The 16,350-nt window shown below is 68.9% G+C and carries 10 protein-coding genes and 1 pseudogene; 7 read left to right on the top strand and 4 right to left on the bottom strand.

Translation table 11 applies throughout. The features are described from left to right. A pseudogene (locus O3Q52_RS31125) lies at positions 1–334 on the bottom strand (hypothetical protein); the annotation flags it as partial. A 94-nt stretch (positions 335–428) separates the two neighbouring features. Between O3Q52_RS31125 and O3Q52_RS54445 the strand changes: the two are divergent. The 6 genes from O3Q52_RS54445 to O3Q52_RS31100 all read left to right on the top strand — a co-directional run bounded on the left by O3Q52_RS54445 (position 429) and on the right by O3Q52_RS31100 (position 10,815). After that, entirely contained in the window at positions 429–1,859 is a 1,431-nt protein-coding gene (locus O3Q52_RS54445) for a recombinase family protein (RefSeq protein ID WP_369124177.1), read from the top strand. A 4-nt stretch (positions 1,860–1,863) separates the two neighbouring features. Continuing rightward, entirely contained in the window at positions 1,864–3,918 is a 2,055-nt protein-coding gene (locus O3Q52_RS31120) for a thioredoxin domain-containing protein (protein WP_269652029.1), read from the top strand. 198 nt (positions 3,919–4,116) lie between these two features. Then, positions 4,117–5,433, top strand: a complete 1,317-nt coding sequence (locus O3Q52_RS31115) for a glycosyltransferase (RefSeq protein ID WP_269652028.1) — start codon at positions 4,117–4,119, stop codon at positions 5,431–5,433. After that, positions 5,430–7,127, top strand: coding sequence for a glycosyltransferase family 39 protein (locus O3Q52_RS31110; RefSeq protein WP_269652026.1), 1,698 nt, complete (start codon positions 5,430–5,432; stop codon positions 7,125–7,127). Before O3Q52_RS31115 ends, O3Q52_RS31110 begins: the two co-directional genes overlap by 4 nt. Next, positions 7,124–8,368, top strand: coding sequence for a glycosyltransferase family 2 protein (locus O3Q52_RS31105; RefSeq protein ID WP_269652025.1), 1,245 nt, complete (start codon positions 7,124–7,126; stop codon positions 8,366–8,368). The genes O3Q52_RS31110 and O3Q52_RS31105 overlap by 4 nt, the downstream gene beginning before the upstream one ends. Beyond that, positions 8,368–10,815 carry a galactose oxidase-like domain-containing protein gene (locus O3Q52_RS31100; protein ID WP_269652024.1) on the top strand — a complete coding sequence of 816 codons (2,448 nt, stop codon included), beginning with the start codon at positions 8,368–8,370 and terminating at the stop codon, positions 10,813–10,815. The genes O3Q52_RS31105 and O3Q52_RS31100 overlap by 1 nt, the downstream gene beginning before the upstream one ends. A gap of 81 nt (positions 10,816–10,896) precedes the next feature. Here O3Q52_RS31100 and O3Q52_RS31095 read toward each other — a convergent pair whose 3' ends face one another. From O3Q52_RS31095 to O3Q52_RS31085, 3 genes are all read right to left on the bottom strand, one after another. Next, the gene (locus tag O3Q52_RS31095; RefSeq protein WP_269652023.1) at positions 10,897–11,526 is read right to left on the bottom strand and encodes a TetR/AcrR family transcriptional regulator; all 630 of its coding nucleotides are present in this window, start codon (positions 11,524–11,526) and stop codon (positions 10,897–10,899) included. A gap of 5 nt (positions 11,527–11,531) precedes the next feature. Then, entirely contained in the window at positions 11,532–13,109 is a 1,578-nt protein-coding gene (locus tag O3Q52_RS31090) for a DHA2 family efflux MFS transporter permease subunit (RefSeq protein ID WP_269652022.1), read from the bottom strand. Positions 13,110–13,213: 104 nt separating this feature from the next. Continuing rightward, positions 13,214–13,927: a hemolysin III family protein gene (locus O3Q52_RS31085; RefSeq protein ID WP_269652021.1), complete on the bottom strand. Its 714-nt coding sequence runs from the start codon at positions 13,925–13,927 to the stop codon at positions 13,214–13,216. A gap of 349 nt (positions 13,928–14,276) precedes the next feature. Between O3Q52_RS31085 and O3Q52_RS31080 the strand changes: the two genes are divergently transcribed. Next, positions 14,277–16,109 (top strand): phosphoenolpyruvate carboxykinase (GTP), encoded by a 1,833-nt coding sequence (locus tag O3Q52_RS31080; protein WP_269652020.1) that lies wholly within the window; start codon positions 14,277–14,279, stop codon positions 16,107–16,109. Positions 16,110–16,350 lie beyond the last annotated feature (241 nt).

Here is a 16,350-nt window from a genome sequence, read left to right as displayed (position 1 = left end):
CCGCGCCGGCGGCCACCGCCGTGCCTGTGCCGATGCCGAGCGCGAGGTCCGCGACGACGGCCGCGAGTGCGGCAACCGCGGCCACCAGCAGGGGAGTTCCGGCGCCCTCGCGGGCGTACCGCTGGCCGAAGGTCAGCCGGCCCGCCTCCGCCTCGTCCAGTGCCGAGGTGAACGCCTCGTACTCCTCCGTGGCGGTCTGCTCCATCGTGTCCAGAGCGGCCCGTGCCCGCGACAGCAGCGCGCCCCCGTCGGCCCGCCCGCCCGAACGCCGGACCTCCTCCTCCACGGCCCGCACCAACAGCCGTTCGGCCTCCGCCCGATGGCTGTCCCGCATATCGCGTCCCCCTTCAGCAGCAACTCCTAGGCCGTCAAGTGTCCTTCGTGAGGGGCTTGAGCGCGAGGGGGCGGCGATCAACGGCAGCGGTTCGGTGACCTTGAGATCACTCGCTCGTTTTTATGACTGTCGGGCTAGCTGTCGAACAGGGGACGCCGTGAATCACCTCGCTGAGCATGGGCCGACCGGCTCGATCCCGGTCGCGTCCTATGCGCGTACGTCGGAGGATGTCCGCCGACGCGATGGGCATGGAGTGCGCCATCAGTTGCGGATCAATGAACGGACCGCGCATGAACACGGTTGCACGGTGGTCGCGGTGTACAGCGACAACGGTCGCAGCGCGTCCAAGGCCGGGGAGATGAGGCCTGGATTCGACCGTCTGGTCGCCGACTTGGCACGCGGACACACCGCCGACGGACAACCGATCACGGGGGTCGTGTGCACGGCGGATGACCGGTTGTATCGGCGGGCGGAGGATCTTGCGCGGTTCTTCGCCGCGCTGACGGCTCGGCCAGGACGCCGTTACCTGGATCCGCAGGGTGTCCGAGACCCGTACTCGCAGGAGGGGCTGTTGGAAGCAGTGCGAGCCTTGGATGTTGCGGCCATGGAGACACGAGTCAGGAGTCGGCGGCTCTCGGACTGGCACTGGGCCCGTGCTGTCGACGGTGTGCCGCACAGCGGGCCACGTCCCTTCGGCTGGCAGGAGGACAGGATGACCCTGCATGCCGATGAGGCACAGCTTGTTGAGCAGGCGATCATCGACCGCACTGGAGGAAAGGCGGTTCGGTCCATCGCGCGTGACTGGTGTGATCTAGGAGTCTCCGGCACCCGTGGCGGCAGGCCCAACGCGCAGACAGTCACTCAGATCATGACCGCACCCAGGGTGTGCGGCTATCGGGCCAACAAAGGCGAACTACTACTTGTCCCGGAGACGCGACAGCCAGTGCTCGGTCAGTGGGAACCCATCGTGACGCCGACTCAGTGGCAGGCTGTGTGCGCGACGTTCTCGCCTGGCAGCCTCTACCTACACAGAGGCAGCGGTGCTCCGAGACTCACCGGACGGCGGACCGACCCTCGCCATCTCGCCAGTGGCTTTCTTCGGTGCGGTGCGGTGCGCTCCGACGGCGGGGTGTGTCGCGGTGCATTGTGCGCTCAGAAGGGGCGAAGCAAGAAGAGCCCCTACGTCTACTCCTGCCGTTCCTGCGGACGATGCAGCATCAGCGGTCCGCCGGCCGACGAAGCCCTTGAACAACTGCTCTTCCCTGAGGCCGAAGGGCGCGTGCAACTGCCGGAGCCCATGCGCAGGCGCTGGCAGTCCGGTGAGATGGGGCTTGAGGAGAAGCGAAAGATCATCGGGTCGGTCTTCACCTGCTGCACTGTCCGACCTGGTGTGAAAGGAGATCGTTCCTGGGACTACTCGCGGGTGGAGCCTGTGTGGCGTTGGGCGGATCGGGTGGCACCGACAGGAGCGACCGTCGGAGACGACGGCCGTTCTGCAACTGGCCGGGGCCGTCAGGCAGGATGAGGCTATGCCGAACCGACTGGCCCACGAGACGTCCCCCTACCTCCTCCAGCACGCCGACAACCCCGTCGACTGGTGGCCCTGGTCGGAAGAGGCATTCACGGAAGCACGACAGCGTGGTGTTCCCGTTCACCTGAGCGTCGGCTATTCCAGCTGTCATTGGTGTCATGTTCTAGCTCGCGAAAGCTTCGAGGACGAAGCAGTTGCCGCTTACATGAACGCGCACTTCGTCAACATCAAGGTCGACCGCGAGGAGCGCCCCGACGTCGACGCCGTCTACATGGAAGCCGTGCAGGCGGCGACCGGGCAGGGCGGCTGGCCCATGACGGTCTTCCTCACGCCCGACGCCGAGCCGTTCTACTTCGGCACCTACTTCCCGCCCGCGCCCCGGCAGGGGAGCCCCTCCTTCCGGCAGGTCCTCGAAGGCGTGCACAGCGCGTGGACCGACCGGCGGGACGAGGTCACGGAGGTCGCCGAGAAGATCGTGCGGGACCTGGCGGGCCGGGAGATCGCGTTCGGCGACACCCAGGTGCCCGGCGAGGAGGACCTCGCGGGGGCGCTGCTCGGCCTCACCCGGGACTACGACGCCGGCCACGGCGGCTTCGGCGGCGCGCCCAAGTTCCCGCCGTCCATGGCCGTCGAGTTCCTGCTGCGGCACCACGCCCGCACCGGCGCCGAGGGCGCGCTGCAGATGGCCGCCGACACCTGTGAGCGGATGGCCCGCGGTGGCATCTACGACCAGCTCGGCGGCGGCTTCGCCCGCTACTCCGTCGACCGCGAGTGGGTCGTGCCGCACTTCGAGAAGATGCTGTACGACAACGCCCTGCTGTGCCGGGTGTACGCGCATCTGTGGCGGTCCACCGCCCGCGGCGGAGCCGCTAGTGAACTCAGCGACCTCGCCCGCCGTGTCGCCCTGGAGACGGCCGACTTCATGGTCCGTGAACTCCGCACGAACGAGGGCGGGTTCGCCTCCGCGCTCGACGCCGACAGCGACGACGGCACCGGCAGGCACGTCGAGGGCGCGTACTACGTCTGGACGCCCGCGCAGCTTCGCGAGGTCCTCGGTGAGCAGGACGCCGGACTCGCCGCCGACCACTTCGGCGTGACCGAGGAGGGCACCTTCGAGGAAGGGGCCTCGGTTCTCCAGCTACCGCAGAGCGAGGGCGTGTTCGACGCGGAGAGGATCGCCTCCATCCGCGCGCGCCTCCTCGAAGCACGCGGCGAACGCCCCGCCCCCGGCCGGGACGACAAGGTGGTCGCCGCCTGGAACGGTCTGGCCGTCGCGGCCCTCGCCGAGACCGGCGCGTACTTCGACCGCCCCGACCTGATCGAGGCGGCGCTCGGCGCCGCCGACCTCCTCGTCCGGCTCCACCTGGACGAGCACGCCCGGCTCGCCCGTACCAGCAAGGACGGCCGCGTCGGCGCCAACGCGGGTGTGCTGGAGGACTACGCGGACGTCTCGGAGGGCTTCCTCGCGCTCGCCTCGGTGACCGGCGAGGGCGTCTGGCTGGAATTCGCGGGTTTCCTGCTTGACCACGTCCTCGTGCAGTTCACCGACGAAGAGTCAGGAACGCTGTACGACACGGCCGCAGACGCCGAGAAGCTCATCCGCCGCCCGCAGGATCCGACCGACAACGCCACGCCCTCCGGCTGGAGCGCGGCCGCCGGTGCTTTGCTGAGCTACGCCGCCCAGACCGGTGCCAGGCCCCACAGGGCCGCCGCGGAGCGGGCATTGGGCGTCGTCAAGGCGCTCGGCCCGCGCGCCCCGCGCTTCATCGGCTGGGGTCTCGCCACCGCCGAGGCGTTGCTGGACGGGCCCCGTGAGGTGGCCGTGGTCGGACCGGCCGACGATCCGGCGACCAAGGAGCTCCACCGGGCCGCCCTCCTCGCCACCGCGCCCGGCGCGGTCGTCGCCGTGGGCGCTCCGGACAGTGACGAACTCCCTTTGCTCGCGGAACGATCGCTTGTGCACGGTGAACCGACGGCGTATGTCTGCCGTAATTTCACATGTGACGCTCCGACGACCGATGTCGACCGTCTCCGGGAGGCCCTGGAGCGCTGAGCGGCGGTAACGCCTGCTCACTGGGGCTAATGTGCGCATGTGTTCGGGTACGCCCCACAAGTCGACCGACCATTCCGAAACACGTTATTTATCAGAACAGTTCCCGGACTTCACAGAACCCCCTTAGTCTCTCCACCGGGACGCGACAGGAGTGACTCGCTGTCGCGACAGGGGGTTTTGGGGATCTGGGGGGATCTGTTGCTTACGTCTGTGCTCATTTCTGCCGTTTCGCTTGCCCTTTTCGGGATGGCTGCCTTCACTTTGTGGTGGCAGATGCACGCGTGGCGTACGCCCGAAGTGCTCGCCTCCACCCGGTTCAGCAGCCCCGACGGGGGTGAACACCTGTCGTTCTCGCTGCTGTTGCCGGCGAGACACGAGCAGGCGGTGCTCAACCACACCATCCAGCGACTGCTGGAATCCAGCCACACCGACTTCGAGATCATCGTGATCGTCGGCCACGACGACCCGGAGACCACCGAGGTGGCCTGCGAGGCCGCGGAGCGCGACCCGCGCGTACGCGTCGTCGTCGACACCCATGAGAAGAAGAACAAACCGAAGGCCATGAACACGGCGTTGCCGCACTGCCGCGGTGACGTCGTCGGAGTCTTCGACGCCGAGGACCAGGTCCACCCGGAGCTGCTCGCGCACGTCGACCACGCCTTCCGGTCGACCGACGCCGACGTCGTCCAGGGCGGCGTCCAGCTCATCAACTTCAACTCCAGCTGGTACAGCCTGCGCAACTGCCTGGAGTACTTCTTCTGGTTCCGCTCGCGGCTCCACCTGCACGCGCAGAAAGGTTTCATTCCTCTCGGCGGCAACACCGTCTTCGTCCGCACGGACGTCCTGCGGGCCGCCGACGGCTGGGACCCCGACTGCCTCGCCGAGGACTGCGACCTGGGTGTCCGGCTCTCCAGCATCGGCAAGAAGGTCGTCGTCGCGTACGACTCCGACATGGTGACCAAGGAGGAGACCCCCGGCAGCCTGATGTCGCTGCTCAGGCAGCGCACCCGCTGGAACCAGGGCTTCCTGCAGGTCTACCGGAAGAAGGACTGGAAGCAGCTGCCCGGCTTCGGCCAGCGGCTGCTCGCCCGCTACACGCTGATGACGCCGTATCTCCAGGCGATCTCCGGCGTGATCATCCCGCTCAACGTGGCCGTCGCGCTCTTCCTCGACGTCCCGGTCGGCATCGCCTTCATCACCTTCCTGCCGGCCGTCACTGCTCTGGTCACCTTCGTCTTCGAGCTTGTCGGACTGCACGACTTCGGCAAGCAGTACGGGCTTCGCGTCCGATTCGTCCACTACCTCAAGCTCATCGTCGGCGGCCCCTTCTACCAGGTGCTCCTCGCCGGAGCGGCCGTCCGTGCCGTGTGGCGTGAGCAACGGGGCCGGAACGACTGGGAGCTGACCAGCCATGTCGGCGCACATCTCACCGATATCGAGGCCGTTGACGCCCTCGAAGCCACCGAAGCCGCGGCCGTAGCGACCCGCGGGTCCCGAGAGGACGTTCCTGCGTGACCTCCACCCTTCCCGCGGTGACCACCCCAAAGGTCCCCGCGCAGCGGACACCTGTCCCCAAGACCGGTTCGACCCCTCGAACGACCCCGCTCCCGTCCCGGCTGCGCACCTCGCGTGCCGACCTGATCCTGTGCGGCGTACTCCTTGTGGTTGTCATGACCGTGCAAGGGTGGAACATCGCCGACTATCCGGCGCTCAGCGACGACGAGGGCACCTACCTCGCCCAGGCCTGGTCCGTGCAGCAGGGCGAGGGGCTCGCCCACTACACGTACTGGTACGACCACCCGCCGCTCGGCTGGATACAGATAGCCCTGCTGACCTGGATACCGTCGCTGGTCAGCCCCGAGTCGATGACGGTCGGCTCGATGCGGATCGTGATGCTCCTGGTCAGCGCCGTCAGCGCGGTCCTCGTCTACGTAGTGGCCCGCCGCCTCTGGCTGCCCCGCTGGGCGGCCGGGCTCGCGATGCTGCTCTTCGGGCTCTCGCCGCTGTCGGTCGTTCTCCAGCGGGAGATCTTCCTCGACAACATCGCGGTGATGTGGACGCTGGTGGCGTTCTGCCTCGCCGCCTCCCCGAGCCGCCATCTCTGGCACCACTTCGGGGCGGGCCTCGCGGCCGCCGCGGCCGTCCTCACCAAAGAGACGATGATCTTCGTGCTGCCCGCGGTGATGATCACCATGTGGCGCCACAGCCACCGGGACACCCGCAAGTTCGCCCTCACCGGAGCCGTCACGGCCTGCGTGCTGATCGGCATGTCGTACCCGCTCTTCGCCCTCCTCAAGGGCGAGCTCTTCCCCGGCGACGGACACGTCTCGCTGTGGGACGGCCTCGAATACCAGCTGACCAGGCCCGGTTCGGGATTCATCCTCGACCAGGGCTCCGGCTCGTACGGGGTCCTGCAGTCCTGGCTCTACTACGACCGTGTGCTGCCCCTCGGCGGCCTCGTGGGCGCGCTGCTCCTCCTGGTCACCTGGCGCTGGTCGGTGACCGCACGGGCCCTGGCCGGACCCGCGTTCACCGTCGCCATCCTCGCGCTGGTGGCCCTGCGCCCGACCGGCTACCTGCCCGCGATGTACGTCATCCAGGCCCTGCCGTTCCTCGCGCTCGTCCTCGCCGGAGGCGCCGCGAGCGTCGCGCACGGGGTGCTGCGCAGGTGGCGGAGCACCGACGAGAGGGAGTTCGTCACCCGCGCCCGGTACGCGGTCGCGGCGCTGCTCGTCGCGGCCTCGGCGGCGTACGTCGTACCCCGCTGGTACGACGGCGACCGCACCGCCGTCACCGCCGACGCCAACGCCCCCTACCGGGCGGCCTCCAAGTGGCTGGCCACCGAGGTCGACCACCCCGAGGACACCCGCGTCCTCGTCGACGACGCGCTCTGGCTTGACCTCGTGCACGCCGGCTACGAGCCCGGACTCGGCGTCATCTGGTTCTACAAGGCCGACCTCGACCCCGCGGTGACCAAGACGATGCCGCGCGGCTGGCGCGACATCGACTACGTCGTCGCCTCCCCGACCGTGCGGCGAGACGCGGCCGACCTGCCCAACGTCAAGCAGGCGATGAGGCATTCGACACCCGTCGCCACCTTCGGCAAGGGCCCGGACCGGATCGAGATCCGGCAGATCAAGGGCGGCGGCACGAGCACGACGGGCTCGGCCGACACCGCAGGCACGGCGACCGCCGGAGGCGACCGATGACGTACGAGTCAACCGTCCCGGGGGAGTTGCACGACCCCGCCCTGAAAGCGGCCTCCTCCGTTCCCGAACCCGGCGCCGTCACCATCGTCGTGCCGACCTTCAACGAGTCCGCGAACATCCGGGAGTTGCTGCACCGGATCACCGAGTCGGTGCCCTCGCGGCTGCCCTGCGAGGTCGTTTTCGTGGACGACTCCACCGACGACACACCCGAGGTGATCAGGGACGCCGCGCGGGACTGCCCGTACCCGGTGACCGTGCTGCACCGCGACACACCGGTCGGCGGGCTCGGCGGCGCGGTCGTCGAGGGCGTCCGGGCCGCGAGCTCCGACTGGATCGTCGTCATGGACGGCGACCTCCAGCATCCGCCGTCCCTGGTACCGGAGTTGGTGGCCGCGGGCGAACGCGAGCACGCCGGACTCGTCGTCGCCTCCCGCTACATCAAGGGCGGCAGCCGGGCCGGTCTCGCGGGCGGCTACCGCATCGCCGTCTCCCGCGGCGCGACCTGGCTGACGAAGACGCTGTTCCCGCGGCGGCTGCGCGGCATCAGCGACCCGATGAGCGGCTTCTTCGCGATCCGCCGCAGCGCCGTCACCGCCGACGTCCTCAAGCCGCTCGGCTACAAGATCCTCCTCGAAATGGCCGTACGCGCCCGCCCGCGCCAGGTCACCGAGGTGCCGTTCGTCTTCCAGGACCGGTTCGCGGGCGAGTCCAAGTCGACCGCGCAGGAGGGCATCCGCTTCCTGCGGCACCTCGCCGGGCTGCGCACCGCCTCGCCGGTCGCCCGCATGGTGGTGTTCGGGCTGATCGGCGCGACCGGCTTCCTGCCGAACCTCGCCGGGCTCTGGGCCCTCACCTCCGTCGGGATGCACTACCTGCCCGCCGAGATCGTCGCCAACCAGTTCGGCGTCGCCTGGAACTTCCTGCTCATCGAGCACCTCTGCTTCCGGGACCGCCGGCAGCACCGGCGATGGTGGGACCGCTCGGGCCGGTTCGCGCTGCTGGCCAACGCCGATCTGGTGCTGCGCATCCCGCTCATCGCGCTGTTCGTGGGCCAGTTCGGGATGTCCGTGCTCGGCGCCACCGCGCTCGCCCTGGTGACCACCTTCGTCCTGCGGTTCGCGGGCACGGAGGCCCTGGTCTATCTGCCGCGGAAGGGAGGGCGCGCAGGAAACACGACGGCCGTCGAGACCGGCCGTCACGCAGGGAGCCGCGACCGCGCAACAAGGGGGAGAACCAGCTGATGTTCAGTAGACCCGCTCCGAAGTTCAGAGGACCCGTCCGGCCCAGACGCCGTACCGCCCTGCTGGCCGTGGGCGCCCTCACCTCGGGGCTGCTCCTCATCGCCCCGCAGCCCGCCTCCGCCGCCAACCTCGTGAAGAACCCCGGCTTCGAGACCGCCGGCACGGACGACATGCCGTACTGCTGGGAGAAGTCCGGCTGGGGCGACAACGACTTCACCTTCTCCACCGTGGCCGACGCCCACTCCGGCTCCAAGGCCATGAAGGTCGAGCTGACCCGCCGCACCGAGGGCGACCGCAAGGCGCTGATCACCGAGTCCGCGGAGTGCGCGCCGGTCGTCGGCGTCGGCAAGCAGTACGACCTCGGGCTCTGGTACAAGTCGACGACCCCGGACACCTCGCTCACCCTCTTCCGGCACGACACGACCGCCGGCTGGCAGTACTGGACCGACCTCAAGACCCTGCCGATCAGCGGCAGCTGGGCCGAGGCCACGGTCCGTACGCCCGAGGTCCCCGCGGGCACCGACCGCATCACCTGGGGCGTCTCCGTCTACGGCACCGGCTCGGTGACCACCGACGACTACACGATGGACCAGGTCGCCGACCCGATCCCCGACCCCGTGTGCACCGGTACGGCCGAGGAGTGCGCCAACGGCAAGTGGGACGTGCTGCCCACGCAGAACCCGGTCCGCTCCATGCACTCCGTCGTCCTCAACAACGGCAAGGTGCTGATGATCGCCGGCTCCGGGAACAGCGAGGCGATGTTCAAGGCGGGAACGTTCACCAGCGTCGTCTACGACCCGGTGAACGGCACGTACAAGCAGATCCCCACGCCGAAGGACATGTTCTGCTCGGGACACGTGCAGCTGGACGACGGTCGACTGCTGGTGATGGGCGGCAACAAGGGCTATCCCTCGGCCGACGGCACGATCGGCTACCAGGGCTACAAGGACTCGTACATCTTCGACCCCGTCACCGAGACGTACAGCAAGACGAACGACATGAACGACGGTCACTGGTATCCGTCGGCGACGATCCTCGGCAACGGTGACGTGATCTCCTTCGGCGGGCTGAAGGAGGATTCGACGGGTTCGGTGACCGCCGAGCGGTGGTCGGCCGCCGAGAACAAGTGGCTGCCGACGTGGCAGGTCAACCAGACCTGGTCGTACTGGGGTCTGTACCCGTCGATGGTCCTGATGCAGGACGGCCGCCTCTTCTACACGGGCAGCCACACCTTCGGCAACAACATCCCCGGCACGGGTTCGGCGATCTACGACTACGACGCCAACACCACCACCGAGGTGCCCGGCCTGCAGAGCAAGGACGAGCGGGACCAGTCGGCGAGTGTGCTGCTGCCCCCGGCGCAGGACCAGAAGGTCCTCACCATCGGCGGCGGCAACATCGACTCGAACCCCGACGCGAACCGGCTCACCGACATCATCGACCTCAAGTCCGCCAACCCCGCGTACGTCGCCGGACCGCCGCTCCCGCAGGGCACCGTCGACCTGGGCAACGGCAAGATCCCGCAGACCGGCAACCAGGGCAAGATGTACGTCTCCGCCGTGCTGCTGCCCGACGGGAAGGTCCTGGAGACCGGCGGCGCCCTGCACAACCGCGCCAACCCGGTCTACGAGTCGTCGATCTTCGACCCGGCGACGGAGACCTTCGACCCGGTGGCCGCCGATCCCGAGGCCCGCGGCTACCACTCCTCCGCGTTCCTGCTCCCCGACGGCCGGGTGATGGCGACCGGCGACAACCCGGGCAACGGCTCCTGGAACCACAACGTGTCGATCTACACCCCGCCGTACCTCCTCAAGGGCGCCCGCCCGACGATCACTTCGGTGATCGACAACGAGTGGACGTACGGTGACACGCAGCGCATCACGGTCGACCGGCCCATCGCCAAGGCGGAGCTGATCCGCCCGGCCGCGGTGACGCACTCGTCCGACCCGAACCAGCGCTTCGTGGACCTGCCGCTCTCCGTCGACGGCAACAACATCGACCTGAACGTGACGAGCAACCCCAACCTGGCCCCGCCCGGCTGGTACATGCTCTTCGCGGTCGACGCGAACGGTGTGCCGTCGGTGGCGAAGTGGGTCCGCCTCCAGGGCCCGTCCGCCATGGCGGCGGCGGCCTCCGACACGCCCTCGGCGCACGAGCACTCCTTCGCGGACTCCCTCGAAGGCAAGGTCAAGAAGCCCGGCAAGAAGCGCGCCTCGGTCAAGGTCAGCAAGACCGTGGCAGGCTGCGACCGCCACTACGGCTCCGCCAACGTCTGTGTCCCGACGGTCTTCCCCGACGAGGTCAGGAAGACGACGGTGGCCCGCTGCGCCTGGCTGAAGGAGAACGACTACGGCCGCCTCAAGATCAACGGCAAGGACGACCCGCTGCGTCTGGACCGCGACAAGGACGGGGTGGCGTGCGGGAAGGGTGATGTGACGAGGCGCTGAGCTCGCCTTCGTAAGCCGGTGAGTTCGTGAGACGGAGTTGCCCCCGCCCCTTCCCAGGGGCGGGGGCAACTCCGTCTTCTGCTACTCGGTCCGGGGCGTGAGCCCGTGCTCCAGGACGTCCAGGGCGCGGTCGACGAGACCGGCGAAGTCGTCTTCGTGGTCGTGCTGGGCCCAGTAGAGGGACACCTCCATCAGGCCGCCGATGAGGGACATCGCGAAGACGCGTACCTCGAAGCTGTCGGGGCCCCGGCCGGTGCGCTCGCCGATGACCTGGCAGAGCAGATGGCTCGTGACCGACATGCTCTCCATCATCCGCGAGCGCACGGCGGGCACCTCGGCCATCAGCCTGGTCCGCAGCCGGGTGACCTCGGCGTCCTCGGCCATCCCGATGGTCACGGCCTTCCTCAGCACGTGCCGGAGGGAGTCCATCGGCGGCTCGTCCGCCGGCCGTGCCCGCAGCTCCGACTCCAGCAGCGGGTCGTACTCGTCCGTGAGGACGATGTCCTCCTTGGTCGGGAAGTAGCGGAAGACCGTGGACGGCGACACCTCGGCGAGCTCGGCGATCTGCTCGATCGTCGTGGCGTCGTACCCCTGCTCCTCGATCAGCCGGTAGGTCGCGTCACGGATCGCCGTCCGTGTCTTGATCTTCTTCCGCTCACGAAGTCCCAGCGGGGGGCGGTCGGCGGGGATGGAGCTGCGTGCGGCCGTCATGGGGGTCATTGTCGGCCATCGGCCGGGGCAGGGGCCATGTCCGGGGCCGGCGTCCCCGCGACGTCCCGCGACCCGGTGTTCGACTCGGTGTTCGGCAGGAACGCCCCCGCGAGCAGCGCCGCCACCAGCGAGGCGATCCCGCACACCAGCAGGACGAGGCCCATGCCATGGACGTACGCCGAGTTCGCGGAGGTCACCAGGTCGGGGGCGCCCGCGCGGTCGGCGACGATATGGGCCGCGACCACGGACTCCCGGGCCGTGTCCGCCGCCCCCTCGGGCAGCCCGGTCACATCGAGCCGGTCCCGGAACGCGCTCGCCAGCAGACTGCCGAGCAGCGCGATACCGATCGCCCCGCCGACCTGGCGCAGCGTCATGAGGAGCCCGGAGCCGCTGCCCGCCCGGTCGGCGGGGAGGGTGGCGAGCGCCCCGTCCATCGCCGGGACGACGGCGAAGCCGAAGCCGAGGCCCGCGATCGACAGCCACAGCGCGGTGAAGCCGTACCCGGACTCGACCGTCGTACGACTGCCGAGGAGCGCGGCGAAGGCCAGCACCACCAGACCGGCGCTCACCACACCACGTGACCCGAACCGCTCGACGACCGGCTGGGCCGCCCTCGCCGCGACCATCAGCCCGCCCATCATCGGCAGCATGCGCACGCCCGTACCGAAGGCGTCGTTGCCGAGGACGGCCTGCAGATACTGCGGGAGCACGAACATCAGGCCGGACAGGACGAACATCACGAGCGTCGCCGCGACCGCGTTGAGCAGGAAGCCGCGGTGCGCGAGCAGCGACATGTCGAGCATGGGGCGTACGGACCGGCGCTCGCGCACCACGAGCGCGGCCAGCAGGACGACGGACCCGGCGATCAGGGCGAGCATGAGCAGGTCGCCCCAGCCGCGGTTGGGCGCCTCGATGATCGCGTAGATCAGCGCGCCGAGCCCGGCCGCAGTGAGCGCGGTGGAGACGGCGTCGACCTTGGGGGAGGACGGGTCGCGGGTCTCCGGCAGCAGGAAGAGACAGGCGGCGATGCCGATCGCGGCCATCGGGACGTTGATCAGGAAGACCGAGCCCCACCAGAAGTGGTCGAGCAGCCAGCCGCCGATGATCGGGCCGAGCGGCATTCCGAGCGCGGACGCGGCCGAGATGATGCCGACCGCCTTGGTGCGCTCGGTGGGCGGGAAGAGCGAGGGCAGGACGGACAGGGCGAGCGGCATCACCAGCGCGCCGCCCACGCCCATCACCGCACGGGCGGCGACGACCCAGGTCACATCGCCCGCCAGGGCGCCGACCAGGGAACCGGCGAGGAAGACGCCGAGCCCGACCATCAGCATCCGGCGCCGTCCGAACCGGTCGCCGAGCAGCCCGGCCGGGAGCATCAGCGCCGCGAAGACGACGACGTACGCGTCCGCCATCCACTGCTGCTCACCGGTGCTCGCGCCGAGCTCCCCGGCCATCGTCGGCAGCGCCACGTTGAGGATCGTCATGTCGAAGCCGAGTACGAGCATGCTCGCGACCAGGGCGCCGAGGGCCCACCAGCGACGGGGGTCGAGGTGCGTCTCGGGATGTGGAGTGACAGTAGCCATGAAATGAGAGTAACTCTCAAAAGATGGTTGCTGTCAATATGTGGGCACGCGAAAGGGCCCCACCGCGCGATGCGGTGAGGCCCTTTCGTCGAGTGCCGGCCGGGCTATCCGTGCTGGTAGGCCACCATCGAGATGCCGACGTAGTGCGTGGCGAACGCCGCGAGCGTGAGGGAGTGGAAGACCTCGTGGAAGCCGAACCAGCGCGGTGACGGGTTGGGGCGCTTGAGCGCGTAGATCACGCCGCCCGCGCTGTAGAGGAGCCCGCCCACGATCACGAGGACCAGTACGGCGATGCCGCCCGCCCGCATGAAGTCGGGCAGGAAGAAGACGGCCGCCCAGCCCATCGCGATGTAGCACGGGGTGTAGAGCCAGCGCGGTGCCCCGATCCAGAACACCCGGAAGGCGATGCCCGCGATCGCGGCGCCCCAGATGCCCCACAGCAGCCACTGCCCCTTGGCCTCGGGCAGCAGCAGCATCGTCAGCGGTGTGTACGAGCCTGCGATGATCAGGAAGATGTTCGAGTGGTCGAGTCTGCGCAGCACGCCGTCCATGCGTGGCGTCCAGGTGCCCCGGTGGTAGATCGCGCTGACGCCGAACAGCAGGCAGGCCGTGAGCGCGAAGATTCCGCAGGCGATACGGGCGCGGGTCGAGTCGGCGAGAGCGGTCAGGACGAGGCCGGAGACCAGTACGGCCGGGAACATCCCGGCGTGCAGCCAGCCTCGGAGCTTCGGCTTGACCGGATGCGGCAGGGAGAGCGCTTCGGTGACGCGGTCTACGACCGGCGTGTCCGAGGGCGCGTCGGGGACGGACGCAGTCATGCACGGCATCGTACCTACGGAACCGTAAGTTACGCATCAGTCCGACCGTATGAAGGGCGACAAGTGGCCATGGTCTCACCGGCGTAGGAGGCGGAGTTCCACCGGCGTGCGAGGTGAGCGGCTCGTGGGCGACCGGTGGGCTGGGAATGGCCTGGGTAAATGACCGGCAATAAGTGGCGATGCTCACGCTGCTCACGTGTGAGGCCCTCTGGACATATGCGCGGACCCGTCGGATGATCAAATGAGTGCGGTCGGCACCGGATGAGCGCCTAAGCGTCACCACGTGAAGCATCCGGGTCGCAGCCCCCACGGGGCATCAACCAACAAAACCCCTCATCTAGGAGCAATCGTGGCGCGCGACATCGCGGCTCCCTCAACCGTTCCCACCAATCACCAGGAACTGATCTCGTGGGTCAACGAGATCACCGAACTGACGCAGCCGGACAGCGTGGTCTGGTGTGACGGCTCAGAGGCCGAATACGAGCGACTGAGCGAGGAGCTCGTCCGCAAGGGCACCTTCAAGAAGCTCGACCCGATCAAGCGCCCCAACTCCTACTACGCCGCCTCGGACCCGACCGATGTCGCTCGGGTCGAGGACCGGACGTTCATCTGCTCCGAGAAGGAGCAGGACGCGGGCCCGACGAACCACTGGAAGGCCCCCGGCGAGATGCGGGAGATCTTCCAGGGCACGGACGGGCAGGGCGGTGTCTTCCGCGGCTCGATGAAGGGCCGGACGATGTACGTCGTCCCGTTCTGCATGGGCCCGCTCGGCTCCGACCTCTCCGCGATCGGCGTCGAGATCACCGACTCGGCGTACGTCGCCGTGTCCATGCGCACCATGACCCGCATGGGTCAGCCGGTGCTGGACGAGCTCGGCTCCGACGGTTTCTTCGTGCGTGCTGTGCACACGCTCGGGGCGCCGCTGGAGGCGGGCGAGGCGGACGTGCCGTGGCCGTGCAACTCCACGAAGTACATCTCCCACTTCCCGGAGACCCGCGAGATCTGGTCGTACGGCTCCGGCTACGGCGGCAACGCGCTGCTCGGCAAGAAGTGCTACGCCCTGCGCATCGCGTCCGTGATGGCGCGTGACGAGGGCTGGCTCGCCGAGCACATGCTGATCCTCAAACTGACGCCCCCGCAGGGCGAGTCGAAGTACGTGGCGGCGGCCTTCCCGTCGGCCTGCGGCAAGACCAACCTCGCGATGCTGGAGCCGACGGTCGGTGGCTGGACCGTCGAGACGATCGGCGACGACATCGCGTGGATGCGGTTCGGCGAGGACGGCCGGCTGTACGCCATCAACCCCGAGGCCGGTTTCTTCGGCGTCGCGCCCGGCACCGGTGAGCACACCAACGCCAACGCGATGAAGACGCTGTGGGGCAACTCCGTCTTCACGAACGTCGCACTGACCGACGACAACGACATCTGGTGGGAGGGCATGACGGAGGAGACTCCGGCCCACCTGACGGACTGGAAGGGCAACGACTGGACCCCGGAGTCGGGGACCCCGGCGGCCCACCCCAACGCCCGCTTCACCGTGCCGGCCGCGCAGTGCCCGATCATCGCGCCGGAGTGGGAGGACCCGAAGGGCGTGCCGATCTCGGCGATCCTCTTCGGCGGCCGCCGTGCCACGGCGGTCCCGCTGGTGACGGAGTCCTTCGACTGGAACCACGGCGTGTTCCTCGGCGCGAACGTGGCGTCGGAGAAGACGGCGGCGGCCGAGGGCAAGGTGGGCGAGCTGCGCCGCGATCCGTTCGCGATGCTCCCGTTCTGCGGCTACAACATGGGCGACTACATGGGCCACTGGGTGGACGTGGCCAAGGACAGGGACCAGTCCAAACTCCCGAAGATCTACTACGTCAACTGGTTCCGCAAGAACGACGAGGGCAAGTTCGTCTGGCCCGGCTTCGGTGAGAACAGCCGTGTCCTGAAGTGGATCGTGGACCGCCTCGACGGCAAGGCGGAGGGCGTCGAGACGCCCATCGGCATCCTGCCGACGAAGGAGGCCCTGGACACGAACGGCCTGGAACTGTCGGACTCCGACCTCGACTTCCTCCTCACGGTCGACAAGGAGGTCTGGCGTGAGGAGGCGGCGCTGGTTCCCGAGCACCTCAACACGTTCGGCGATCACACGCCGACGGAGCTGTGGGACGAGTACCGGGCCCTGGTGAAGCGCCTGGGCTGACGCCGCTCGGGCTGACGCCCACCGCCTGAACTCCGCGGCCGGCCCCGAGTTGCCCTGACCTGCGACGTCGTCGGGGCCGGCCGCGGTGGCATTTTCCTCGCCCCCGCCGTACCCATTCCCGTCCTTCTGGGGCTCCGCCCCAGACCCCGTGGGGGTGTGTTGTCGGGTGCGGGTGCGTTGTGGCTGGTCGCGCAGTTCCCCGCGCCCCTTTCAGGGGCGCGGGGAACTGCACAGTCTTTTG

The organism is Streptomyces sp. ActVer, from assembly GCF_027270795.1.
GTDB classification, from domain to species: Bacteria; Actinomycetota; Actinomycetes; order Streptomycetales; family Streptomycetaceae; genus Streptomyces; species Streptomyces umbrinus_A.
Note: the sequence above shows the minus strand (reverse complement) of the source record. Positions and strands in the feature narration are given on the sequence as shown.